21 protein-coding genes are annotated in these 22898 nt (G+C 66.8%); 7 read left to right on the plus strand and 14 right to left on the minus strand.

Features of this window, described 5'->3' with window-relative positions:
* Positions 1-20: 20 nt before the first annotated feature.
* The 10 genes from BRAS3809_RS09025 to BRAS3809_RS09070 form a co-directional block, all read right to left on the minus strand.
* Positions 21-665, minus strand: a complete 645-nt coding sequence (locus BRAS3809_RS09025; protein WP_008961779.1) for a pyroglutamyl-peptidase I — start codon at positions 663-665, stop codon at positions 21-23.
* Positions 662-1651, minus strand: coding sequence for a methylmalonyl Co-A mutase-associated GTPase MeaB (gene meaB, locus BRAS3809_RS09030; protein ID WP_035655822.1), 990 nt, complete (start codon positions 1649-1651; stop codon positions 662-664). Before meaB ends, BRAS3809_RS09025 begins: the two co-directional genes overlap by 4 nt.
* A 132-nt stretch (positions 1652-1783) precedes the next feature.
* On the minus strand, positions 1784-2560 hold the full coding sequence (locus tag BRAS3809_RS09035; RefSeq protein ID WP_008961781.1) for a DUF3298 and DUF4163 domain-containing protein: 777 nt from the start codon (positions 2558-2560) through the stop codon (positions 1784-1786).
* A gap of 126 nt (positions 2561-2686) precedes the next feature.
* On the minus strand, positions 2687-4843 hold the full coding sequence (gene scpA / locus BRAS3809_RS09040) for a methylmalonyl-CoA mutase (RefSeq protein ID WP_008961782.1): 2157 nt from the start codon (positions 4841-4843) through the stop codon (positions 2687-2689).
* 19 nt (positions 4844-4862) lie between these two features.
* Positions 4863-5327 carry a GFA family protein gene (locus BRAS3809_RS09045; protein WP_008961783.1) on the minus strand — a complete coding sequence of 155 codons (465 nt, stop codon included), beginning with the start codon at positions 5325-5327 and terminating at the stop codon, positions 4863-4865.
* Positions 5328-5329: 2 nt separating this feature from the next.
* Entirely contained in the window at positions 5330-7189 is a 1860-nt protein-coding gene (locus BRAS3809_RS09050; protein ID WP_008961784.1) for a methylmalonyl-CoA mutase subunit beta, read from the minus strand.
* A gap of 102 nt (positions 7190-7291) precedes the next feature.
* On the minus strand, positions 7292-7783 hold the full coding sequence (gene folK, locus BRAS3809_RS09055; RefSeq protein WP_008961785.1) for a 2-amino-4-hydroxy-6-hydroxymethyldihydropteridine diphosphokinase: 492 nt from the start codon (positions 7781-7783) through the stop codon (positions 7292-7294).
* Between the two features lie 5 nt (positions 7784-7788).
* Positions 7789-8157, minus strand: a complete 369-nt coding sequence (folB, locus tag BRAS3809_RS09060) for a dihydroneopterin aldolase (RefSeq protein WP_008961786.1) — start codon at positions 8155-8157, stop codon at positions 7789-7791.
* Positions 8154-9011 (minus strand): dihydropteroate synthase, encoded by an 858-nt coding sequence (gene folP, locus BRAS3809_RS09065; protein WP_008961787.1) that lies wholly within the window; start codon positions 9009-9011, stop codon positions 8154-8156. The genes folB and folP overlap by 4 nt, the downstream gene beginning before the upstream one ends.
* Positions 9012-9090: 79 nt before the next feature.
* On the minus strand, positions 9091-9498 hold the full coding sequence (locus BRAS3809_RS09070; RefSeq protein ID WP_008961788.1) for a DUF4332 domain-containing protein: 408 nt from the start codon (positions 9496-9498) through the stop codon (positions 9091-9093).
* Positions 9499-10088: 590 nt separating this feature from the next.
* On the opposite strand from BRAS3809_RS09070, the gene BRAS3809_RS09080 reads away from it, so the two are divergent.
* Positions 10089-11693: a helicase HerA-like domain-containing protein gene (locus BRAS3809_RS09080; protein ID WP_008961791.1), complete on the plus strand. Its 1605-nt coding sequence runs from the start codon at positions 10089-10091 to the stop codon at positions 11691-11693.
* Positions 11694-11799: 106 nt separating this feature from the next.
* Complete coding sequence (locus BRAS3809_RS09085; protein WP_008961792.1) at positions 11800-13203, plus strand: M20/M25/M40 family metallo-hydrolase; 1404 nt, start codon at positions 11800-11802, stop codon at positions 13201-13203.
* Between the two features lie 327 nt (positions 13204-13530).
* On the opposite strand, the gene BRAS3809_RS09090 is transcribed toward BRAS3809_RS09085, so the two are convergent.
* Both BRAS3809_RS09090 and BRAS3809_RS09095 read right to left on the minus strand, forming a co-directional pair.
* Positions 13531-14748 (minus strand): GGDEF domain-containing protein, encoded by a 1218-nt coding sequence (locus BRAS3809_RS09090; RefSeq protein WP_008961793.1) that lies wholly within the window; start codon positions 14746-14748, stop codon positions 13531-13533.
* 140 nt (positions 14749-14888) lie between these two features.
* On the minus strand, positions 14889-15986 hold the full coding sequence (locus BRAS3809_RS09095) for a trypsin-like peptidase domain-containing protein (RefSeq protein ID WP_008961794.1): 1098 nt from the start codon (positions 15984-15986) through the stop codon (positions 14889-14891).
* Between the two features lie 223 nt (positions 15987-16209).
* Between BRAS3809_RS09095 and groES the strand changes: the two genes are divergently transcribed.
* From groES to BRAS3809_RS09120, 5 genes are all read left to right on the plus strand, one after another.
* Entirely contained in the window at positions 16210-16524 is a 315-nt protein-coding gene (gene groES / locus BRAS3809_RS09100) for a co-chaperone GroES (RefSeq protein WP_008961795.1), read from the plus strand.
* Between the two features lie 43 nt (positions 16525-16567).
* The gene (gene groL, locus BRAS3809_RS09105) at positions 16568-18190 is read left to right on the plus strand and encodes a chaperonin GroEL (RefSeq protein ID WP_008961796.1); all 1623 of its coding nucleotides are present in this window, start codon (positions 16568-16570) and stop codon (positions 18188-18190) included.
* Between the two features lie 261 nt (positions 18191-18451).
* Positions 18452-18682, plus strand: coding sequence for a hypothetical protein (locus tag BRAS3809_RS09110; RefSeq protein WP_008961797.1), 231 nt, complete (start codon positions 18452-18454; stop codon positions 18680-18682).
* 218 nt (positions 18683-18900) lie between these two features.
* Positions 18901-19350, plus strand: a complete 450-nt coding sequence (locus BRAS3809_RS09115) for an Hsp20 family protein (protein WP_008961798.1) — start codon at positions 18901-18903, stop codon at positions 19348-19350.
* An 88-nt stretch (positions 19351-19438) separates the two neighbouring features.
* The gene (locus BRAS3809_RS09120; protein WP_008961799.1) at positions 19439-19975 is read left to right on the plus strand and encodes a hypothetical protein; all 537 of its coding nucleotides are present in this window, start codon (positions 19439-19441) and stop codon (positions 19973-19975) included.
* A 96-nt stretch (positions 19976-20071) separates the two neighbouring features.
* On the opposite strand, the gene BRAS3809_RS09125 is transcribed toward BRAS3809_RS09120, so the two are convergent.
* The gene (locus tag BRAS3809_RS09125) at positions 20072-20851 is read right to left on the minus strand and encodes a class II aldolase/adducin family protein (protein WP_008961800.1); all 780 of its coding nucleotides are present in this window, start codon (positions 20849-20851) and stop codon (positions 20072-20074) included.
* A gap of 105 nt (positions 20852-20956) precedes the next feature.
* Positions 20957-22609: a glycosyltransferase family 39 protein gene (locus BRAS3809_RS09130; RefSeq protein ID WP_035655825.1), complete on the minus strand. Its 1653-nt coding sequence runs from the start codon at positions 22607-22609 to the stop codon at positions 20957-20959.
* Between the last annotated feature and the right edge of the window lie 289 nt (positions 22610-22898).

Genomic DNA, 22898 nt, shown 5'->3' on the forward strand with positions numbered 1-22898 from the left:
CATGCGTGCGAGGGGGCCGACTAATCCTCTTGGCGCGCCAGCTTCACCAGCTCCATCAGCATCGCTTCCCCGGCATCGACCAGCGGGTCCAGCGTGATACGTGAGCTGCCATGGGGCAGCATGATCCCGGCGCGCGGCAGCGGGGGGATATGGATGAACGCGGCGAGCCGCGGGCCGCCTTCGGCCTGCGTCGCCTCGATGGCGCGCCAGCTCAGATAGTTGCAGAGGTAGCTGCCGGCGTCGCGCGAGGCGCGGGCGTCGATGCCGGTGGCGCGCGCGGCGCGCAGCAGGCGCGCCATGTGCGGGCCGAACGGCATCGCGTGAGCACCCGGCACGATCACGCCCTTGCGGGCGACGTGGCGGTCGGCATCTGGAAAGGTGGTGGTGACGGCGTTGCGGGCGCGGGTCTCGATACGAAGGAAGGAGGTTCGTGCCGCGAGGCCGAACATCAGCAGCGCATGCGGGCGGCGGTCGGCGATCAGCGCGGGCAGCTCGCGATCGACCGTGGCATAGGTGACGTGAAAGATGTGGCTGCTGATCTCGACGTCGTCGAGTGCTGGCCGCCGCAACTCGGACAACCGCTTCACCAGCGGCATGGTCGGGTTGATCGGGGCGCCGGGGAACGGGCCGAACCCGGTGATGAGAATGCGCAGCCGCTCGCTCAAGCCAGCAGCTCCACCAGCTGTTCGGCGGCCAGTGCCGGCGCGACGCGACCCTCGGCGACGTCCGTCTCGAGCTTCTTCACCTTGCTGCGAATGGCGGGATCGGTGCGCAGCCGCGCCATCAGCCGCTGCTCCAGCATGGTCCACATCCATTTCACCTGCTGATCCCGGCGGCGCGCGGCGAACTCGCCGGAGGCGATCATCGCCTTGCGATGGTCGAGCACCTTCTGCCACAGCTCGGCGATCCCCGAGCCGGCCATCGCCGAGTAGGTCACGACCGGCGGATGCCAGTGCTCGGAGCGCGGTGCCAGAAGGTGCAGCGCGCCGCGATAGTCGGCGGCGGTGATGTTGGCTCGCTTGACGTTGTCGCCGTCGGCCTTGTTGATCGCGATCATGTCGGCGAGCTCGACCAAGCCCTTCTTGATGCCCTGCAGCTCGTCGCCGCCGCCGGGCAGCATCAGGGCAAGGAAGAAGTCGGTCATGTCGCAGACCGCGGTCTCGGACTGGCCGATGCCGACGGTCTCGACCAGCACGACGTCGAAGCCCGCGGCCTCGCACAGCAGCATCGCCTCGCGCGTCTTGGCGGCGACGCCGCCGAGCGTGCCGGAGGAGGGCGAGGGACGGATGAAGGCGTGCTCGTGGTGCGACAGCCGCGCCATCCGCGTCTTGTCGCCGAGGATGGAACCCCCGGTGCGGGCCGAGGAGGGATCGACCGCGAGCACCGCGACCTTCTGGCCTTGCGCGATCAGGTACATGCCGAGCGCGTCGATCGTGGTCGACTTGCCGACCCCTGGCGAGCCGGTGATGCCGACCCGGATCGCCTGTCCGGTCTGCGGCAGCAGCGCCTGCACCAGCTCGCGCGCGGCGGCCTGGTGATCGCCGCGCCGGCTCTCGACCAGGGTGATCGCACGCGCCAGCGCGGCGCGGCTGCCGCTGCGGATGGTATCGGCCAATGAGGTGACGTTCACCGAGGGTGAAGGCGAGGACATGCCCTCTTATAGCCGAAGCTGCCGACGCGGCCAGCTCATCCGACTTGAGATAAACACGTCATTCCGGGGCAGGGCCGGAGGCCTTGAACCCGGAATGACGGTGGGAGTCGCACATGCTCGGGTTATTGTGATCTAGTTGTCCTCGGCGTCACCTTTCGGCCGAGCGCCGCCGAAGATCGCCTGGCTCTCTGCGCTGAGATACGGCTTCAGCGTCTCCCAGGGCACGAACGCGACGTACTGGCCTTCAGCATAGGGGCCGACCGCGTAGGGCGGATAATGGAACGTCAGGCCGGAGCTCTTGCCGGCCGTGGTCGACGGCGCGAGCGTCACGGCGCCGATCTTCAAGAGCTTCGGCTGCAGCTCCTTGAACCATTCGGCGGTCGCGGTCTCCGTCGCATCGCGCTTCTTCTTCTCGGCCTTCAGCGAGGTGATCACCGCCGCCAGCATCGCCTTCATCGCCGGGCCATTGTCGGCGGTCTCGGTGAAGAACGGGCGGATGCTGATCGGCTTGGCGGCGCTCTTGTCCCACAGGATGGTGTTGACGTCGCTGTTGGGATGCGCGCCGCCGGTGTTCATGTAGTCGTCCCTGAGGATGCTGACATAGCGGTCGGCGACGACGGAGCGGACGGAATATTTGCGCTCGAACGACCATTTGCCGTCGCGGAAGGCCTGCGGATCCTCCTTGCGCTCCTTGGCGGCATCGGCAGCGTTCTTGTCGATCCACGTCTTGCCGTCGGCGAGGCAGTAGGCGGCGAGGGGCGCGTCGGCCTTGATCTGCGGATCGAGGGTGACGTTGGCCTCGATGACCTTGTTGATGATGCTCGCGTCCGGCTTGGGCTCGGCGGCGAGGGCGGGCGCAACAGTGAGCAGGCCGAGCAGAGCGGCGATGCGGAGTGAGTAAAGGCTCATGGCAATTGAAATCCAGTGTGTGGGAGATGCGTATCACTTGGGACCGCGCAGGTTCATCACCGCATGCGAATCGGCGCGCGATCGAAAGACCGCGCGCCGGGCAGCTGTGGTCGAATGAGCGGCGGGCTACTCCGCCGCCTGGCTATGGCCCAACCGCGCATTGAGCTTGTGGATCAGCTCCTCGGCGGCGTCGGCGATCACGGTGCCCGGCGGGAAGATCGCCTCGGCGCCGGACTTGTACAGCGCGTCGTAATCCTGCGGCGGCACCACGCCGCCGACGATGATCATGATGTCCTCGCGGCCCTGTTTCTTGAGTGCAGCCTTCAGCTCCGGCACCGCGGTGAGATGCGCAGCCGCGAGCGAGGAGACGCCGAGGATGTGGACGTCGTTCTCGACCGCCTGGCGCGCGGCCTCGTCGGCGGTGGCGAACAGGGGGCCGATGTCGACGTCGAAGCCGATGTCGGCGAAGGCCGACGCGATCACCTTCTGGCCGCGGTCATGGCCGTCCTGGCCGATCTTGGCGACGAGGATGCGCGGCCGGCGGCCTTCGGCCTCCTCGAACGCCTCGATCAGCGCCTGCAGCTTCTCGGTCTTGCCGGACATCGAGGCGACCTCCCGCTTGTAGACGCCGGTGATGGACTTGATCTCGGCGCGGTGGCGGCCGAACACCTTCTCCAATGCGTCGGAGATCTCGCCGACGGTAGCCTTCGCCCGCGCCGCCTCGATTGCCAGCGCCAGCAGGTTGCCGTTGCCGTCGCCGGCCGAGCGCGTCAGCGCGGCCAGCGCGGCATCGACCTCGGCCTGCTTGCGCTCGGACTTCAGCCGCGTCAGCTTGTCGATCTGCAGCCGGCGCACGGTGGAATTGTCGACCTTGAGCACGTCGAGCGGCGGCTCGTCGGTCGGCTTGTACTTGTTGACGCCGATCACCGATTGCCGGCCGGTGTCGATGCGCGCCTGGGTCTTGGCCGAGGCTTCCTCGATGCGCAGCTTGGGCACGCCGGCCTCGATCGCCTTGGCCATGCCGCCGAGCTCCTCGATCTCCTGGATGTGGCCCCAGGCCTTGGCGGCGAGATCGCGGGTGAGGCGCTCGACATAGTAGGAGCCGCCCCAGGGATCGATGATGCGGGTGGTGCCGCTCTCCTGCTGCAGGAACAGCTGCGTGTTGCGGGCGATGCGCGCGGAGAAGTCGGTCGGCAGCGCCAGCGCCTCGTCGAGCGCGTTGGTGTGCAGCGACTGCGTATGGCCCTGCGTCGCCGCCATCGCCTCGACCGCGGTGCGCACCACGTTGTTGTAGACATCCTGCGCGGTGAGCGACCAGCCGGAGGTCTGGCTGTGTGTGCGCAAGGACAGCGAGCGCGGGTCTTTCGGGTTGAACGGCTTCAGCAGCTTCGCCCACAAGAGCCGCGCCGCGCGCAGCTTGGCGACCTCCATGAAGAAGTTCATGCCGATCGCCCAGAAGAAGGACAGCCGTGGCGCGAAGCGGTCGACATCGAGGCCCGCCGCGATGCCGGCGCGCAAGTACTCGACGCCGTCGGCCAAGGTGTAGGCGAGCTCGAGGTCCTGCGTCGCGCCGGCCTCCTGCATGTGGTAGCCGGAGATCGAAATGGAATTGAACTTCGGCATCTTCTGCGAGGTGAAGGCGAAGATGTCGGAGATGATCCGCATCGAGGGCGACGGCGGATAGATGTAGGTGTTGCGCACCATGAACTCTTTCAGAATGTCGTTCTGAATGGTGCCCGACAGCTTCTCCGGCGGCACGCCTTGCTCTTCCGCGGCGACGACGAACAGCGCCAGGATCGGCAGCACCGCGCCGTTCATGGTCATCGACACGCTCATCTGGTCGAGCGGGATGCCGGCGAACAGGGTGCGCATGTCGTAGATCGAGTCGATCGCGACGCCGGCCATGCCGACATCGCCGCCGACGCGCGGATGATCGGAATCATAGCCGCGATGGGTGGCGAGATCGAACGCGACCGACAGGCCCTTCTGGCCGGCCGCGAGGTTGCGCCGGTAGAAGGCGTTGGAATCCTCGGCCGTCGAGAAGCCGGCGTATTGCCGCACGGTCCAGGGCTGGTTGACATACATGGTCGGGTAGGGGCCGCGCAGATAGGGCGCGGTGCCCGGCCACGTCTCCAGGAAATCGATGCCGGCGAGATCGGCCTCGCCATAAGCTGATTTTACCGGGATGCCCTCCGGCGTCAGCCACGGCTCGGCGGCGCCGGCGGGCGCGGGCGTTGCCGCAGCTTCGAAGGCGATGTCTGCGAAATTCGGAATGCGGCTCATGGCCTCGTGTCCTCGTCGCTCAATCATGATCCGGGTGCTGATGGCTGACGATGCGCGCCATCTTGTCCGGTCCGTAATTCTGCTGCGTGGTCTGGCTCGGCAGATTGGCGATCGCCACAACCCAGCCGAGCCGGGATTCCGAGCCGAACTGCCGCGTCGGCACGACGCGGTCGGGCCGGTCGAAGGTCCCGGTCATGATCTCGATGCGCGGCCCGTCGATGGCGCCGAAGCCGAGCGGCGTGCCGCAGGCGGCGCAGAAGTAGCGGTTCGCGATCGAGGAGGAGCGGAACGTTCCCGGCGTGCCGCGGGTCCAGGCGAAGCTTTCGTGGTTGATGTCGGCGAGCGACGCGAACGGCGCGCCGGAAGCCTTCTGACACATCCGGCAATGGCAGATGCTGACGCGCGACGGCGCGGCCATCAGCGCGTAGCGGATCGCGCCGCATTGGCAGCCGCCGGTGAGGACGGGTTTGCTCGCCTCGGTCATGCTCACTCCAGATGCGTATAGGCGTCTTCGAGCGTTGTCAGCGCGTCGCCGCCGGCGAACACGAAGCTGCCGATCCCCGCCTCGCGCAAGGCTGCCTCCTGCTCGCCGCCGCGGCCTGCCAGATAGATATGTCGCGCGCCGGCCGCCTGCAGGGCCCGGGCGGCGGGAACCGCGGTGTCGGCATAGACCTTGTCGGAGGAGCAGAGGCAGGCGATCGCGGCGCCGGAGGCGCGGTAGGCCGCGGCGAGCGCGGCCGGATCGGCGCCGCCCTGGCCGTCGACCGCCGCGATGCCGCCGGCCTCGAAGAAGCTGCGGGCGAAGGTGGCGCGCGCGGTGTAGTCGGCGGCGGTGCCGAGATTGGCGAGGAAGACCTGGGGGCGCCGGCCCTTGCTCTTCAGCAGAGCGTCCGAGCGGTCGCGCAGCTTCTCGAACGCGTCCGCGAGACGGATCGGCGCGAGCGGCGCGAAGCTCAGCGCGGCCTTCGGCGCGGACGGCGCAGCCAGCGGCGCCACCGCTTCGACAGCGACCTCGGCCTCATTGAGATTCGGGAATTCGCTGGCGCCGGTCAGCACGTCGCGCCGCCTGGCGATGTTGGCGTCGCGCGCCTGCTTCACCGCGGCGACCTTGCTCTGGACCAGGCCGGCCTGCAGCGCGGAGACGATCCCGCCGGCCTTCTCGATCTCCTGGAACAGCGCCCAGGCAGTGCTGCTCAGCTCGCTCGTCAGCGCCTCGATGCCGCCGGCGCCGGCCGCGGGATCGGCGACGCGGGCGAGATTGCTCTCCTCGAGCAGCACCAGCTGCGTGTTGCGGGCGACGCGGCGCGCGAACGCATCGGGCAGGCCGAGCGCTGCGGTGTGCGGCAGCACGGTGATCGCGTTGGCGCCGCCGAGGCCGGCCGCGAACGCCGCGATGGTGGCGCGCAACATGTTCACATAGGGATCGCGCCGGGTGAGCATGCGCCACGCGGTCTCGCCGGAGATGACGAGCGGCTTCGGCTGCAGGCCGCAGGCCTGTTCAACGCGCGCCCACAGCCGGCGCAGGCTGCGGAATTTCGCCAGCGTCAGGAACTGATCGGTATCGGCGGCGAGCCGCGCGAAGATCAGGCCGCGTGCGGTCTCCAATGCGATGCCGCCCCCTTCGAGCGCGCGCAGATAGGCGACGCCGGAGGCCAGCACGAAGGCGAGCTCCTGCGCCTCCGAACCGCCGGCATCGTGCACCACGCGGCCATCCGCGGCCAGGAACGGACCCTTGAAGCCGGCGCCGTGCAGCTGCTTCACCAGATCCACCGCACTTCCGGCCAGCGTCGTTGCATCATGCGCGCTCGCGCCGCGGCTCGCTGCATCGCCGATTGGATCGAGGCCGAAGCGGATGTCGCAGGCGTCCGGCTTGAAGCCGCGCTGTTTGACGTGGTCCGAGAGCAGTGCGGCGGCAGAGGTGTCGCTGGCCTGCAATTCGATCGCAATCGCAGCGTCGAGATGCACGCCATCGAGCGTGCGCGCCAGCGCGTCCGCGGTGGCGGCGAGGCCGAAGCCATGCGCGGCATTGGCACCGGCGAACACCAGCGTCAGCCCGGTCGCGCCATTCTCGAGGTCGAGCAGCGCCTGCACGTTGGCCTTGGCCGGATCGGGATGGTCGACGCGCTGCATGATCTGCCACGCTGCCGCCGGCGCGCGGCCGGCAACCGGCGCGGCGTCCTTGGCGCGGGGATAGATCGGCTGGATCTTCAGGCCGTCATAGGTCTTGCCGACCAGCTTCTCGAACGCCGCGCCCTTCAACACGCCATCGACCAGCTTGCGCCAGTCCGCCTCGCTGGCCGGCGCGAAATCGGCGGCCAATCGCAGCTGTTCGGTGTCGGTGGTCATGCGGCCCGTGTCTCCCGGAAGCGTCTGTTATGGCGATTATTGTGGCGCAAAATGCCACGTCGCGACCGCCAAGCCAAACGGTTGTTTCGCCGGAGATGTCAGCTATTCGGCGGAGGGCAGCGGCCGGATTCCGTCACGTGAAACAGCCCCCAGGGCCTCATCCACACGGCGGCCGGCAATCCGGCGCTCGGGCACGATCTCGGCGAGCGGCACCAGCACGAAGCCGCGCTCGAACAGCCGGGGATGCGGCAAGGTGAGATCGGGCGTGTCGAGCGTCACATCATCATAGGCGATGAGGTCGAGATCGAGCGTGCGCGGACCCCAGCGGGTCTCGCGCGCGCGGTCGCGGCCGAACAGGCGCTCGACGTCATGCAGGATGGCGAGCAGCGGATGCGGCGCGACCGCCGTCTCTACCGCGATGCAGGCGTTGACGAAGGCAGGCTGCTGCACCTCTCCCCAGGGCGGCGTGATGTAGTCGGACGAACGGGCCACCAGCGCGGCGTCGGCGCGACGGCAGATCTCCGCGATGGCCTGCCTGAAGGTGGCCCGGACGTCGCCGACATTGCCGCCGAGGGCGATCAGCGCGCTGGCCATCGCGGTCACGGATGCCGCGAGCGCGTGAGCACCACGCCGACATCCTCGAAGATCGCGGCGATCGGCGCATGCGGCTTGTGCACCGTCACCTTCACGGCGCGGATGCGGGCGAAGGTCGACAGGATCGAATCCGCCACCGCGCCGGCGGCGCGTTCGAGCAGGCGGTAGTTGGTGTCCTTGAACGCGGCGGTCGCGGTCTCCACCACGTCGGAATAGGAGACGGTGTCGGCAAGGCGGTCGCTGCGCGAGGAGTCCGAGAGGTCGGTGTACAGTTCGAGGTCGATCACGAAGCGCTGGCCGACCTCGCTCTCATGCTCCATCACGCCGTGACGCGCATGAATGAGCACGCCTTTGATGAAAATCGTATCGGTCATCCCTGTGCCTCGATGCTTGCGGCCACGCGCACGGCCTGGACGGTCTCGGCGACGTCATGTGCCCGGATGATCGCCGCACCCCGCTGCGCCGCGATCAGATGTGCCGCGATCGAGCCGCCGAGCCGCTGCTGCGGCTCCGAGGTCACGACCGAGCTGATGAAGCGCTTGCGCGAGGCGCCGACCAGGAGCGGCAGGCCGAAGCGCGCGAACGCATCGAGCCGCGCCAGCGCCCGCATGCTCTGCTCGGCGGTCTTGCCGAAGCCGATGCCGGGATCGAGCACGATGTGTCCGCCGGGAATGCCAGCCTTGGCGGCGATGTCGAGCGAACGCGTGAAGAAGCGGAGCATGTCGTCGATGATGTCGATCTCCGGATCGACTGCGGCCCGGTTGTGCATCACCACCACGGGCGCGCGATGGGCGGCAACCACATCGGCCATCGCCGGATCGCGCTGCAGGCCCCAGACATCGTTGGCGATCACGGCGCCTTGTTCGAGCGCGTAATCGACAACCTCAGATTTCATGCTGTCGATCGATACAGGCACGCCGAGCGCGACGATCGCGGGCAGCACGGGTTCGAGCCGCGCCAGCTCTTCATCCGCCGTGACCGGCTCCGCCCCCTTGTAGGGACGCGTCGACTCGGCGCCGATGTCGATGATGTCGGCGCCGGCCGCGATCATCGCCTTCGCCTGATCGAGCGCGCGTTCCGGCGCGTTGAAGCGGCCGCCGTCGGAGAACGAATCCGGCGTGACGTTCAGGATGCCCATGACCGCCGGATACGGACGCGCCAGCCACGGCCGCAGCAGCGGGTGGCGCGCGGCGAGGTCCAAGGCGGAGTGCGGCAAAGTTGCGCTCATGGCCGCCGCTTTGCGCGGTTGCCACCGGCGAGTCAAGACATCGCGCTGCACAAGCCGCGCGCATCCGCTGATGGCCGGATCAATAGCTGATTTTCGGCTCCAGCCGGCGCGCCTTCTCGATCAACTGGCCGACCGACCTCTCCGACGGAAGAATGCGCACCAGCTGCCGCCGCGTGTTCACTTCCTTCATATTCTGCGCCAGCTTGGCCGGATTGCGGTGCGCCAGCTCGCGCACGGTGGTCACACCGGCCGCGCGGACCAGGCCAACCTTGGCCTTGCCCATGCCGGGAATGCGCATGTAATCGGCGACGTTGGCCCAATCGAGCAGCTGCTGCTCGCTGATCCCGGTCTTGGCGGCGAGCGCCTTGCGCCCCTTCACGGTACGGGCGGCTTCGAGGAATGAATCGGTGGTGCGAATGCCCAGGGCTTTCAGCTTGGCGGCGTAGAAGGCCGTCATGCCTTCGAGTTCGGTGATCGGATATGTCATGATACTCGGCGCGCGAAGGTGCTTCAGTCGAAATGGTTCAGGCCCCGCGTGCCTAACCGCGTCGTGTCCGTTCCGATTTGGTCGCGGCGGGGATCGGAACGTTCAAGGCCCGCCAATCATTGTCCGCGCCGGGCAGGTCGGCAAACCGACGTTCAGGCTCTTGGTTGCAGAGGACCTCGGGAAGGAGACGGCTGGACGTCTCAGCCACGGCTCTATCGATGCCGGCCATTCTAGCCAGCGGCTCAATCAGCTCGTTCATGTGAACCCCGTCGTCGTCCAGTCCCCCAAGACCAGACGTCCTCGCTATATTCATCTTGATCGGACGATTTGTGAATTACAAGCGACGAGCAGGTCCGGCGCGCGAATCGATTCGCGATCGACGTTCAACTGTTGCAGCGATGCAAGACCCGATGTTGAATCGGCGGACAAAGCCTCCGTCTCGCGCACACCGATGGTATCAAGAGCGCGCTCGAGCCGACAGGTGAGGCACCCTGACGCTGGTTCCGGCATGCGAAACTAAAGTATGTTAGCCGCGTCGACGTTCAGCGCCACCTGCGCTGCGAAACAACATTCTCGAAAGACGGATCACCATGGCACCATCCGGAAAATCACTGGCTGATACCGACGACAAGATTCTCGTAGGTGCCGGCGAGCAGCCGGCGTGGCTGACACTAGCACTTGCCAACCGTCATGGACTCGTGACGGGCGCGACCGGCACCGGCAAGACCGTGTCGCTGCAGGTGATGGCCGAAGGTTTTGCGCGCGCCGGTGTTCCGGTCTTCGCGTCCGACATCAAGGGCGATCTGTCGGGCATCTCGCAGACCGGTGAAGCAAAGGATTTCATCGTCAAGCGTGCGAGCGAGCTTGGCCTCACCTATCAGCCCGATCAGTTCTCGACGGTATTTTGGGATGTGTTCGGCGAGCAGGGCCATCCGGTGCGCGCGACGGTCACCGAGATGGGACCGCTGCTGCTGGCGCGGATGCTCGACTTGAACGACGTCCAGGAGGGCGTGCTCAACGTCGCGTTCCGCGTTGCCGACGAGAACGGCCTTGCGCTGATCGACATGAAGGATCTGCGCGCGCTGCTCGATGCCATCATTCCGGACACCAAGAAGGGCGCCGACGCGGACGCCGATCCGCTGGCGCCGATCCGCAAGGCCGCGCAGTCGTTCGGCAACGTCACGCGCGCGACCGTCGGCACCATCCAGCGCCAGCTGCTCGTGCTCGAGAACCAGGGCGGCACGAAATTCTTCGGCGAGCCGGCGCTGTCGCTGCAGGACTTCATGAAGACCGACCGCGACGGCCGCGGCATGATCAACATCCTCGTCGCCGACAGACTGCTGCAGAACCCGCGGCTCTACGCGACGTTCCTGCTGTGGATGCTGTCGGAATTGTTCGAGGAGCTGCCGGAGGTCGGCGACGTCGCCAAGCCGAAGCTGGTGTTCTTCTTCGACGAGGCGCATCTGTTGTTCAACGACGCGCCGAAGGCGCTGATGGACAAGATCGAGCAGGTGGTGCGCCTGATCCGCTCCAAGGGCGTCGGCGTCTACTTCGTCACGCAGAACCCGCTCGACGTTCCCGATCGCGTGCTCGGACAATTGGGCAATCGCGTGCAGCACGCGCTCCGCGCGTTCACGCCGCGCGACCAGAAGGCTGTCGCCGCCGCTGCCGACACCTTCCGCCCCAATCCCAAGCTCGACACCGCCAAGGTGATCACGGAACTCGGGAAGGGCGAGGCGCTGGTGTCGTTCCTGGAAGGCAACGGCACGCCGGCGATGGTCGAGCGCGTGCTGATCCGGCCGCCGTCGGCGCGGATCGGGCCGGTCACGCCGGAGGAGCGCAAGGCGATCATCGCGGCGAGCCCGGTCAAGGGGAAGTATGATACCGAGATCGACGCGGAGTCCGCCTATGAGATTCTGCAGAAGCGGATCGCCGGGACGGCAACCGGGGAGCCGGGCTCCGGCAGCGTGCTGGGCAAGATCGGCGACATCGCCGCGACGATCTTCGGCACCAACGTCAAACGCGGCCAGCTGTCGACGACGCAGGTGATCGCGCGCAACGTGGCCCGCCAGGTCACGGACAAGGTCGTCGGCGGCATCGCGGCCGATCTCGGCAAGCAGGTCGGCGGCTCGCTCGGCGGCTCGATCGGCCGTTCCCTGGTGCGCGGCGCGCTCGGCGGATTGCTGCGGCGCTGAGCCATGCTGCCTTCGCCAGCGTGATGCCCGCGGCATCACGCTGGTCCGGGCGGCCTAACGAGGCTACAAGCGAGCCGACCTGTCAGATGCGAAGGATCCGGTGGCCATGGCCAATGCGCAGCTTCAATCCGTTCTCGACCACATCGATGCCGATTTCGACAGCAGCCTGGACCGGCTGTTCCAGCTGATCCGCATCAAGTCGATCTCGGCCGATCCGGCCTTCGCCGGGGATTGCAAGGCAGCTGCCGATCATCTCGCCAAGGATCTCGCAACGCTCGGCTTCGCCACCGAGGTGCGTCCGACGGCCGGCCATCCGGCCGTGGTGGCAAAAAGCAACGGTCACGGCGCGGCCAAGCCGCATGTGCTGTTCTATGGCCATTATGATGTGCAGCCGGTCGACCCGCTCGAGCTTTGGCACCGTCCGCCGTTCGAGCCCGTGGTCACCGACCATGCCGACGGCCGCAAGATCATCGTCGCGCGCGGCGCCGAGGACGACAAGGGTCAGTTGATGACCTTCGTCGAGGCGTGCCGCGCCTGGAAGAAGGTGGCGGGCTCGCTGCCGCTCGACATCACCGTGCTGATCGAAGGCGAGGAGGAGGTCGGCTCCAAGAACTTCGTGCCGTTCCTCGAAGCCAACAAGGACGAGTTCAAGGCCGACTTCGCGCTGGTCTGCGACACCGGCATGTGGGACCCGAACACGCCGGCGATCACGACCTCGCTGCGGGGTCTTCTCTATGAGGAGATCAAGATCAAGGCCGCCAACCGCGACCTGCATTCGGGCGTGTTCGGCGGTGGCGCGCGCAATCCGATCCGGGTGCTCACCGAGGTGCTCGGCGGACTGTTCGATGCGGATGGCCGCATCACCATTCCCGGCTTCTATGACGGCGTGAAGGATGTGCCGCCGGAGGTGCTGGAGCAGTGGAAGAAGCTGAACCTCACGCCGGACACGTTCCTGAAGCCGATCGGCCTGTCGATCCCGGCCGGCGAGAAGGATCGTTTGCTGATCGAGCAGATCTCCTCGCGGCCGACCTGCGACATCAACGGCATCTGGGGCGGCTATATCGGCGAGGGCTCCAAGACGGTGATCCCGTCGCTGGCCCATGCCAAGGTCTCCTTCCGTCTTGTCGAGGGCCAGGACCCGCTGAGGATTCGCAAGGCGTTCCGCGACTACGTCTCGGCGCGGATTCCCGGCGACTGCTCGGTGGAGTTCGGCGATCATTCGGCGGGCGCCGCGATCGCGCTCGACTGGACCATGAAGCCGCTCGCCGCCGCCAAGCAGGCGCTGACGGAGGAGTGGGGCAAGGAGACCGTGCTGATGGGCTCGGGCGCCTCGATCCCGATCGTCACCGACTTCAAGAAGACGCTCGGCCTCGATTCGCTCTTGGTCGGCTTCGGCCTCGACGACGACAATATCCATTCGCCGAACGAGAAGTACGACCTCAAGAGCTACCACAAGGGCATCCGCTCCTGGGCCCGCATTTTGGCCGCACTCGCCGAGATGCCGCGGTAGACTTTATAGCCCGCATGAGCGGAGCGACATGCGGGTTCATCGCACGCGGCGCGTGAGACCCGGGATGTCGCTTCACTCATCCGGGCTACGTTTCCGCGCGCGGTAGGCGAGGACGTCACGGTAGGCGAGTAGGTCGCTTCTCGTCATTCCGGGGCGCGCGAAGCGCGAGCCCGGAATCCATATCCACGAATGGCAGTGTGAGGCACAAGCATCGTGGGAGCTCGCGTCCCACACCCGCTTGTGTTTATGGATTCCGGGCTCACTCGCGCTGCGCGCTATTGCCCCGGAATGACGGCGGAGAGAGGCAACGGATGTCGCGCCGATGGCTCACGCCGCGCTGGCAACCGACCGCGCGGCGAGATCGCCGCCGGCGATCTTGCGCAGCGCTGCGAGATTGGCTTCGGCGGAGGCCAGCCGCCAGCATGATTTGCCGCTCGACTTCGCTTCGTACAGCGCCGCATCCGCTGCAAACAAAAGCGATTCCGGATCGGTGCCGTGCTCTGGAGCGGCGGCGATGCCGATGCTCATGCCGATGTTGACGCGCGCGCCGCCCGGCAGGGCGATGGGCGCGGTCATCAGTTCGATGATGCGATCGCCGAGCGCCAGTGCATGATCAATGGCGGGCTCGCTGACGACGACGACGAACTCGTCGCCGCCGAGCCGCGCGACGACATCGGCCGGCGAGACGATCTCCCGCAGCGTCCTGCCGACGATGGTGAGCAACTCGTCACCCGCGGCATGGCCGAAGGTGTCGTTGACCGGCTTGAAGCCGTCGAGATCGAGATAGAGCACGGCAAAGCCGCGCTGTCCCGACACCTTGCCGTCGAGCCGGCTCTGCAGCGCATCGATCAGGCCGGCGCGGTTCTTCAAGCCCGTCAGCGGATCGCGCCGCGCCTGCTCGTCGCTCTCGCGCTTGGCCTGCATCACGGCGACCAGCATCTTGTTCAGCCGGAAGGCGGCGCCGGTCATCGCCAGGAAGTACACCGGCATCTGCAGGTACATCGCGAACAGAAGCGGCTCGCGCGACAATGCGACGCCGGGAACAACCGGACCGATGCTGCACAGGATCATCGTGCCGACGAGGCGCGGCGCGCTGAAATTGCGGAAGCAGATGCCGCCGACCATCGCGGCCGAGGAGATGCAGGTCAGTGACGCCGCGATCCAGTCGCCGGATCCCAGGCTGATGCCGACGCCGAAGCCAACGCTGGCGCTCCAGGCGACCGACAGCAGGATGTGGACATCCGTCGGCGTCGTGAGTTGCCGGCGTGCGCGGCGGTAGGAGATGATCATCACGACCAGCCGCGACAGGCAGATCACGACCTCCATCACGAACCAGCCGATGAAGAGCGTGGTCGGCGTGCGCAGCGCCAGCGCGGCCGCGACGGCGACGGTGTTGATGGCGCCGCCCGCGAAGACCGACCAGCACCCGTAGAGCTCGCCGATCAGCGCGAGGCGGATGTCCGGTGAGACCGGATATCCCGGGTCGGCCAGCCAGCGCGTCACGCGCCAGCGTGGCAGACTGAAAGCCAGACCGTCACCCCGCATTTCAATACCTCCGCGGGGTTGCAATAAGCGGCACGGCACTTAACAGGTCTTTAGGGAGGTATCGGCGTCTCGCTGCATGCTTGATGGAAGGTAAAATTCGACCTGAACGGGCGTCGTTCCGGCTGAAGATCGAGCCTGCGTCAACCGGACGTCCGCACCCGCGCGCGCTCCTCCGCAATCGGAGCGACTTCGACCGTCGCATTGCCGAGCGCGCGGTCGCGCTCGAACACGAGGCGGACGCGCTGGCCGACCGGGGTCAGGCCGATGAGGTTGCGCACCTGCGTGGCGCTGCGCACCGGCATGTCGTTGGCCTTCACGATGACGTCGCCCTTGCGCAGGCCCGCGCGCTCCGCCGGCGAGCCCACCGCGACATCGGCGACGCGCGCGCCGATCACCCGGCCATCGGCTTGCGAGTCGAGATCGAGCAGGGTGACGCCGATGCGGCCGCGATCGACGCGGCCGTTGGCGACCAGCTGCTCCATCACCCGGCGCGCCATGTTGATCGGCACGGCGAAGCCGATGCCGACATTGCCGCCGCCGGGCGAGATGATCGCGGTGTTGATGCCGACCAGCTCGCCGCGCAGGTTGATCAGCGCGCCGCCGGAATTGCCGGGATTGATCGCCGCATCGGTCTGGATGAAATCCTCATAGCCCTGCTTGCCGAGCCCGGTGCGGCCGAGCGCGCTGACGAGGCCGGAGGTGACGGTCTGCCCGAGTCCGAACGGATTGCCGACCGCGATGACGAAGTCGCCGACCTCCAATGCGTCGCTGTCGCCGAGCGCGATCGCCTTCAGCTCGGTCGGGTCCTTGATCTGCAGCAGCGCGATATCGGTGGCGGGATCGCGGCCGACCAGGCGCGCGGAGAACTTGCGGCCGTCCTTGGTGCGGATCTGCGCGCTCGTGACGTGCTCGACGACGTGGTTGGCCGTCATCACATATCCGCGCGCTGCGTCGACGATGACGCCGGAGCCGGTGGCGCTGATCTGCTTCTCGACCTGCTTGGGCACATCGAAGAAGTCGCGGAACAGCGGGTCCTGATACAGCGGATTGTCCTGCCGGACCTTGCCCTCGACCGAGATGTTGACGACGGCGGGGGTCACCTCCTTGACCAGCGGCGCCAAGGTGGGGACGCGGCCGAGCTTGAGATCCGGGATCTGGGCGAGGGCAGGGGCAGACAGGAGGGAGAGCAGGATCGCCGGCAGCAGGACCAAAGGCCGGACACAACGCAGAAGCTGCATCGTTTTTTCCTCGACGGAAGGGGGGACGGATTTTGGCGCTCGTAGAGCTGGTCAGGACGGCTGCCCCGGTCAAGGGCCGTCCTGGCAATCGTTCGCTCCGAGTGCCAAAAATTTTTCGTGACCCTCTTGAACGAAAAGTTCGACTTTCCTAGGTCGTTGCTCGCCCGGGGGCCTCATGGGACCCGAGGCTTATGACATCGCTGATCTGTAGAGGAGGATGTGCATGCATTTCCGTCCATTGCACGACCGCGTGCTCGTGCGCCGCATCGATGCCGAGGAGAAGACCAAGGGCGGCATCATCATTCCCGACACCGCCAAGGAGAAGCCGCAGGAGGGCGAGATCGTCGCCGCGGGTCCTGGCGCGCGGAATGAGCAGGGGCAACTCGTGCCGCTCGACGTCAAGCCCGGCGACCGCGTGCTGTTCGGCAAGTGGTCGGGCACCGAGGTGAAGATCGACGGCAAGGATCTCCTGATCATGAAGGAGAGCGACCTGCTCGGTATCATCGATACGCCCGTCGCGGCGAAGAAGGCCGCGTGATCCCCAGCAACTGACAGTCATCGAAGGAAAGGAGACGACGAACATGGCTGCCAAGGACGTGAAGTTTTCCACCGACGCGCGCGACCGCATGCTGCGCGGCGTCGACATCCTCGCCAATGCCGTCAAGGTGACGCTCGGTCCCAAGGGCCGCAACGTCGTGATCGAGAAATCGTTCGGCGCGCCGCGCATCACCAAGGACGGCGTGACGGTCGCCAAGGAGATCGAGCTGGAGGACAAGTTCGAGAACATGGGCGCGCAGATGGTGCGCGAAGTGGCCTCGAAGACCGCCGATCTCGCGGGCGACGGCACCACCACCGCCACCGTGCTCGCCCAGGCCATCGTCAAGGAGGGCGCGAAGTCCGTCGCCGCCGGCATGAACCCGATGGATCTCAAGCGCGGCATCGATCTCGCGGTCGACGCGATCGTGAAAGACCTCAAGGCGCACGCCAAGAAGATCACCAGCAATGACGAGATCGCGCAGGTCGGCACCATCTCGGCCAATGGCGACAACGAGATCGGCCGCTTCCTCGCCGAGGCCATGCAGAAGGTCGGCAATGAGGGCGTGATCACGGTGGAGGAGGCCAAGAGCCTCGACACCGAGCTGGAAGTCGTCGAGGGCATGCAGTTCGACCGCGGCTATGTGTCGCCGTACTTCGTCACCAACTCCGAGAAGATGCGCGTCGAGCTCGAGGATCCCTACATCCTGATCCATGAGAAGAAGCTGTCGGGCCTGCAGACCATGTTGCCGCTGCTCGAGGCCGTGGTGCAGTCCGGCAAGCCGCTGCTGATCGTCGCCGAGGACGTCGAGGGCGAGGCGCTGGCGACGCTGGTCGTCAACAAGCTGCGCGGCGGGCTGAAGATCGCGGCCGTCAAGGCGCCGGGCTTCGGCGATCGCCGCAAGGCGATGCTGGAGGACATCGCCATCCTCACTGGCGGCACCACGATCTCGGAGGATCTCGGCATCAAGCTGGAGAACGTCACCCTGTCGATGCTCGGCCGCGCCAAGAAGGTCGTGATCGACAAGGAGAACACCACCATCGTCGACGGTGCCGGCGCGAAGAAGGACATCGAGGCGCGCACGCAGCAGATCAGGCTGCAGATCGAGGAGACCACCTCCGACTACGACCGCGAGAAGCTGCAGGAGCGGCTGGCCAAGCTCGCCGGCGGCGTCGCGGTGATCCGCGTCGGCGGCGCGACCGAGGTCGAGGTCAAGGAGCGCAAGGACCGCGTCGATGACGCGCTGCACGCCACCCGTGCCGCGGTCGAGGAGGGGATCCTGCCGGGCGGCGGCGTCGCGCTGCTCCGCGCCACCAAGGTGCTCGACGGCGTCAAGACCGCCAACTCCGACCAGAAGGCCGGCGTCGACATCATCCGGCGCGCGATCCAGGTGCCGGTGCGGCAGATCGTGCAGAACGCCGGCGACGACGGCTCGCTGGTGGTCGGCAAGCTCCTGGAGAAGGACACCTACAGCTGGGGCTTCAACGCCGCGACCGGCGAGTACCAGGACCTGGTGCAGGCCGGCGTGATCGACCCTGCCAAGGTGGTCCGCACCGCGCTGCAGGATGCGGCCTCGGTTGCCTCGCTCCTGATCACCACCGAGGCGCTGGTGGCCGACAAGCCGAAGAAGGCGGAGACCGCGGCAGCCGCGCCTGCGATGGACTACTGATCGCCGTGGCCGTGACGGGCTGTGCAAGCCGGCCCGTCACGGCGCTTCAAAAGAAAATCAGTTGCAGCCGCTCCCGGCCGTGGATCGGCCACAACGCCCAGCTATCAGTCGGAGCTACGACCGCAATTCGTCCAGAGCCGGCCACAATCGAAGAAGTGCGGCCGGCCCATGGATGGACCGACGGTCGACGGGAGGTGCGGTTGGGGCGCTGTCGCGCCGCCCGGTCTCGATGCAGCGCAGACAGCGTTTGCAGGGGCAACCATGGCCGCCTGGCAGTACAATCATCCGCCGCCAAACCCGGCCTCCGTCATGCCGATCGCCGATCCGCGGCGGCTCACGCGATTTCTCATCGAAAGCGAGCAGCGCGTCGTGGCGCATTGCCAGGCCGTGCTGTCGCGGGGCGATATCGATCCGCGAGAGCGCGAGCGGCTGGTCAGCGTGCTGCGCGAGGCCACGATGCGGCTGCAACGGCTGTCCGCCGTGGCGGCGTGACGCCTGGAGAAAGGACCCGGGCTGTGGAAAAAAATTGTCCGGGACCTCTTGAACCCAGACGTCGTCGATCTAAGTCGTTTCTCGCCGCTTCGGCGGCGCCGGGTGCCGTCAGGGCCCGGCTGTGCTCTGGGCGCTGACCGGTCGTCGGGTTCTCAGAAGTCGTCCTGCATCGGCTCGGCGCTCCTTCGTATCCATCTTGCTCCAAGGAGGACTTGGCTATGAGGACGTATGATTTCAGCCCGCTGTGGCGTTCGACCATCGGCTTCGACCGGCTGTTCAGCCTGCTCGACGAGACCCAGCGCGCCGTCGAGGACAACTATCCCCCGTGCAACATCGAGCGGATCGGCGACGACCGCTATCAGATCTCGCTGGCGCTGGCCGGCTTCGCGCCGGATGAGCTCTCGATCACGGCCGAGCACAACGTGCTCACGGTGGAAGGCCGCAAGGCCGACAAGGAGACGCGCGAATATCTCTATCAGGGCATCTCGTCGCGGCCGTTCAAGCGGCAGTTCAATCTCGCCGACTACGTGCAGGTCACCAGCGCCGCGTTCGACAACGGCCTGCTGCGGATCGAGCTGGTGCGCGAGATCCCGGAGGCCATGAAGCCGCGCCGCATCGCCATCGGCACCGCGCCGGTGGAGCAGATCGCGCCGTCGAAGGCGGCATGATCTGGCCGATCTGCGGCGCGGGCGCCACGCCGCCTGCGCCGCGCAGCACCAGTCTCTCTGTTGAAAGGAGTGTAGGAGGAGACACGCCATGAGCGAGCATCGTGTTTCGATCACCGCGGGAAGCGCCGGCTTCCATCCGGTCTCGCATTACGACTCTCCAGCCGACCTGCTGAACGACGGCAAGCTGTGCCGGGCCGAGAAACGGCTGATCCTGTCGTCCTGGGCGTCGGACATGTATGCGGTGGAGTCGCAGCCGGGCCTGCGCAAAATTCCCGGCATCGCCAGGCCGCTCCGCCTGTCCGACATTCTCGGCGCGCTGCGTCAGCTCGATCGCGAGGATCAGCCGCCGCGGCCGCGCGGCGGCGCCGCGATGCGCGTCGTTCCCCGCGTCGACGTCGAGGCGGACGGGGCCGCGGCAGACACTCCGCTCGGCAGCGAGGCCCGGATGCGGCCAGCGGCTCGTCTGCGATTTTCGCGCGAAGCCAATGTACGGCGTTATCGCAAGCTGCTGGCGACGCGCCTCGCCGAGCACGAGCGGCGCTTCGTCGAGCGCCGGCTGACGGAGGAGCTGCAGCAGCTGCGCGACCTGCCGGAACGCCAGGCGGCCCGGACGGCCTGCTGCTGACGGACCAAATAAAAACGCCGCCCGGAATTGGACGGCGTTTCATTCCAGATAGCGTAGAGGGTGATGGGTTGTTGATAGCCGATCAGCCCATGAAAATCAATTCCGGTAGCCCGGATTGACGCGATCGAGCCGGCGCAACAGCGGCGGCCAGACCAGCTGGGTGGAGCGGAGCTCGGCGCGGTCCGCGTTCTCGAACAGTTTTGCATTCTTGTCGATCACGTCGTCGCGCACGGGGTAGGCCGCCGGTCCCAGCGTGCGGGTGCGGACCTGGATCGAGCAGGCGCGCTCCAGGTGATACATGCGCTCGAAGGCCGAGGCGACCGAGCGGCCGACGGTCAGCGTGCCGTGGTTGCGCAGCAGCATGTGGTTCCGGGTGCCGAGGTCGCGCTGCAGCCGCGGCCGCTCGTCATGGTCCAGCGCCACGCCTTCGTAGTCGTGATAGGCGAGGTCGTGGGTGACGTATTGCGCGATCTGGTTGGCGGGCAGCAGGCCGTCGGCGCAGCTCGACACCGCGACGCCGTCCAGCGTGTGCAGATGGATCACGCAGCCGGCATCCTCGCGCACCTCGTGAATCGCCGAATGGATGGTGAAGCCGGCGGGATTGATGCTGTACTCGCTCTCCGAGAGCTGGTTGCCGTGGAGGTCGACCTTGATCAGGCTCGAGGCCGTGATCTCCTCGAAGAGCAGGCCGTAGGGGTTGATCAGGAAGTGGTGATCGGGACCGGGCACCCGGGCCGAGATGTGGGTGTCGACCAGGTCGTCCCAGCCGAACATCGCCACCAGGCGATAGGCGGCGGCGAGGTTGACCCGCTGCGACCACTCCGCTTCCGTCATGTTCGACGGCACTTCCTTCAGGCGCGCTTCGGCTGGCGACATGGCATGCTCCGGTCTCGAGGGTTGCGCCGAGCCTAAGCGGCCTCTCCCGGCTCGGCAAGGCGCGCAGCCGGGAGGGCAGTCATGTCGATGGGCTGGGCAACTCGCTCAGGGGGCGGGGATCGACAGCAGGCTGGAGATGCTGCGGCCACGGATGTCGTAGACCCGGGCGAACACCACGTCGTCGCGCTTGATCTCGACCATCACGGGCGCGGTCAGTCCCTTGCAGTAGAACTCGCCGAGCGTCATCGCGAAGTCGGCGGCATGGCTGTCCCAGCCGATGGTGAAGTCGGGGCCGAGCGCGACCTGGGCCGGACGCTGCGGACCACACACCGCGACCTTCCATTTGTGCCCGATCGGCGGCACCTCCTGGCGCTCGTCGAGCTGCTCCTTGAGACCGTCCGAGGCCTGCTTCAACGCCAGCCCCCAATAGTCGAGCATGTAGCGGGTGTCGGCCTCGCGGACGGTGCCGGCGATGTAGTTGAAGTGGGTGTATTGATAGGGGTGCAGCCGGATCATCTCGGCGAGCGGCAGCAGCAGGCCGAAGCAGAAGGCGGCGATCGCCACCGGCTGCCAGCTGCGACGCTCGTCATTGTTGAGCCAGGACAACAGCCACGAGAAGGCGACACCGCCGAGCAGCGCCATCGGCGGGATCACGAACACGAAGTGGCGGATGCCGTTGTAGAGCGCCGGGCGTTTGACGATCGCGATCAGGATCGGCAGCGTTGCCGCCAGCGTCAGCATCAACAGGATGCTCTTCTGGCGCGCCGGCATGTCCGGCCGCGACAGCGACATCAGCGAGACCACCACGCCGGCGACGAACAGCGCAAGCATCAGCTCGGGCAGTTGCAGGGCAAACAAGGTCGGCAGATACGACCAGGGCATGTCCGGCACCGAGACCAGCGCGCCGTCGAACATCTCCTTCCACGGCTTCTCGAAGAAGTGCGAGAAATAGGTCAGCGCCCGGAACGGATTGGCCGGCTCGATGATCGACCACGGCCAGATCAGGCCCATGATGAGGTAGCCCAGGATCAGGCCGGGGATCAGCATGTAGAGCACGTTGGCGAAGCGGCGGACGGCCTCGCGCGCGCCCTGCTTGCGGTACTCCTCCAGGAACAGCGGCATGAAGCCGACCAGCGCGTAGACCACCGCCATGCCGCCGAGGATGCGCGACCCGATCGAGAAGCCGGCGCCGAGGCCGAGGATCAGGATGGTGCGCGGCGAGGGGTAGGGGTACTCGTCGGCGAGACGGACCAGCCCCATCAGCAGCACGACCATGGCGACCGCGAAGGGGGCATCCTTCGGGTTCATGAACATATGGCCGTAGAAGATCGGGCACAGCGCCAGCAGCAGCAGGGCTGCCAGGCCGGCCACGGCGCCGCCGATGCGGCGCGCCAGGCGCCAGGTCACGCCAAGTCCGATCAGTCCCACGATCGCGCCGACAAGCCGGCGGGTCTCGAACAGCTCCAGCGGCAGAATCTTGTGCAGCAGCGCTGCAACCATGTCGAACCCGCCCCCGTACATATAGAGGTTGGCGAACGACAGCGCCGCCTGGTCCCTGAACCCGGAACCATACATGCGCAGCAACAGATCGGCGTATTCGGCATGGGTATAGTCATCCCAGCCGAGGCCATAATCACGGAAGGTCAGTCCGGCGACGACCGCAACGGCGGCCAGCGCGAACATGGCAAGATCGTCACAAGTCCGCTCGAGGGACCGACGGGTCGGCGTCTCGAGGACCGAAGTAGTTATCGATGTCATGGCTGATAGTGACCCGGCGTCCCCTAACGACCCCGCTTCCGCGCTTCAGGCCTGTTTCCCCGCCTGCGTATAGCGCGTCCCGGTTTCCCAGGTGTTGGAAATATGAGCGTTACGCATCATTTGCAGTGCAGCAGGGGCCCGATTTTCGGCTGCTTGGCGCCATATTGGCACAGCGACATGAACGCGTCCTGAACCAGCCGGCTGTGACAAACCCGGAGGAACCACTGATGGTTCCGTGGGTTGCGGGAGGTTCAATGTGGCATGATCGTGGCATTTCCTGCGCCTCGGG

The sequence above is a fragment of the Bradyrhizobium sp. STM 3809 genome, assembly GCF_000239795.1.
In the GTDB taxonomy this organism is placed as follows: Bacteria; Pseudomonadota; Alphaproteobacteria; order Rhizobiales; family Xanthobacteraceae; genus Bradyrhizobium.

Coding starts and splice junctions, on each gene's coding strand:
- meaB (WP_035655822.1), bottom strand. CDS start 1,651: ATGTCCTCGCCTTCACCCTCGGTGAACGTCACCTCATTGGCCGATACC.
- BRAS3809_RS09035 (WP_008961781.1), bottom strand. CDS start 2,560: ATGAGCCTTTACTCACTCCGCATCGCCGCTCTGCTCGGCCTGCTCACT.
- scpA (WP_008961782.1), bottom strand. CDS start 4,843: ATGAGCCGCATTCCGAATTTCGCAGACATCGCCTTCGAAGCTGCGGCA.
- BRAS3809_RS09045 (WP_008961783.1), bottom strand. CDS start 5,327: ATGACCGAGGCGAGCAAACCCGTCCTCACCGGCGGCTGCCAATGCGGC.
- BRAS3809_RS09050 (WP_008961784.1), bottom strand. CDS start 7,189: ATGACCACCGACACCGAACAGCTGCGATTGGCCGCCGATTTCGCGCCG.
- folK (WP_008961785.1), bottom strand. CDS start 7,783: ATGGCCAGCGCGCTGATCGCCCTCGGCGGCAATGTCGGCGACGTCCGG.
- folB (WP_008961786.1), bottom strand. CDS start 8,157: ATGACCGATACGATTTTCATCAAAGGCGTGCTCATTCATGCGCGTCAC.
- folP (WP_008961787.1), bottom strand. CDS start 9,011: ATGAGCGCAACTTTGCCGCACTCCGCCTTGGACCTCGCCGCGCGCCAC.
- BRAS3809_RS09070 (WP_008961788.1), bottom strand. CDS start 9,498: ATGACATATCCGATCACCGAACTCGAAGGCATGACGGCCTTCTACGCC.
- BRAS3809_RS09080 (WP_008961791.1), top strand. CDS start 10,089: ATGGCACCATCCGGAAAATCACTGGCTGATACCGACGACAAGATTCTC.
- BRAS3809_RS09085 (WP_008961792.1), top strand. CDS start 11,800: ATGGCCAATGCGCAGCTTCAATCCGTTCTCGACCACATCGATGCCGAT.
- BRAS3809_RS09090 (WP_008961793.1), bottom strand. CDS start 14,748: ATGCGGGGTGACGGTCTGGCTTTCAGTCTGCCACGCTGGCGCGTGACG.
- BRAS3809_RS09095 (WP_008961794.1), bottom strand. CDS start 15,986: ATGCAGCTTCTGCGTTGTGTCCGGCCTTTGGTCCTGCTGCCGGCGATC.
- groES (WP_008961795.1), top strand. CDS start 16,210: ATGCATTTCCGTCCATTGCACGACCGCGTGCTCGTGCGCCGCATCGAT.
- groL (WP_008961796.1), top strand. CDS start 16,568: ATGGCTGCCAAGGACGTGAAGTTTTCCACCGACGCGCGCGACCGCATG.
- BRAS3809_RS09110 (WP_008961797.1), top strand. CDS start 18,452: ATGGCCGCCTGGCAGTACAATCATCCGCCGCCAAACCCGGCCTCCGTC.
- BRAS3809_RS09115 (WP_008961798.1), top strand. CDS start 18,901: ATGAGGACGTATGATTTCAGCCCGCTGTGGCGTTCGACCATCGGCTTC.
- BRAS3809_RS09120 (WP_008961799.1), top strand. CDS start 19,439: ATGAGCGAGCATCGTGTTTCGATCACCGCGGGAAGCGCCGGCTTCCAT.
- BRAS3809_RS09125 (WP_008961800.1), bottom strand. CDS start 20,851: ATGTCGCCAGCCGAAGCGCGCCTGAAGGAAGTGCCGTCGAACATGACG.
- BRAS3809_RS09130 (WP_035655825.1), bottom strand. CDS start 22,609: ATGACATCGATAACTACTTCGGTCCTCGAGACGCCGACCCGTCGGTCC.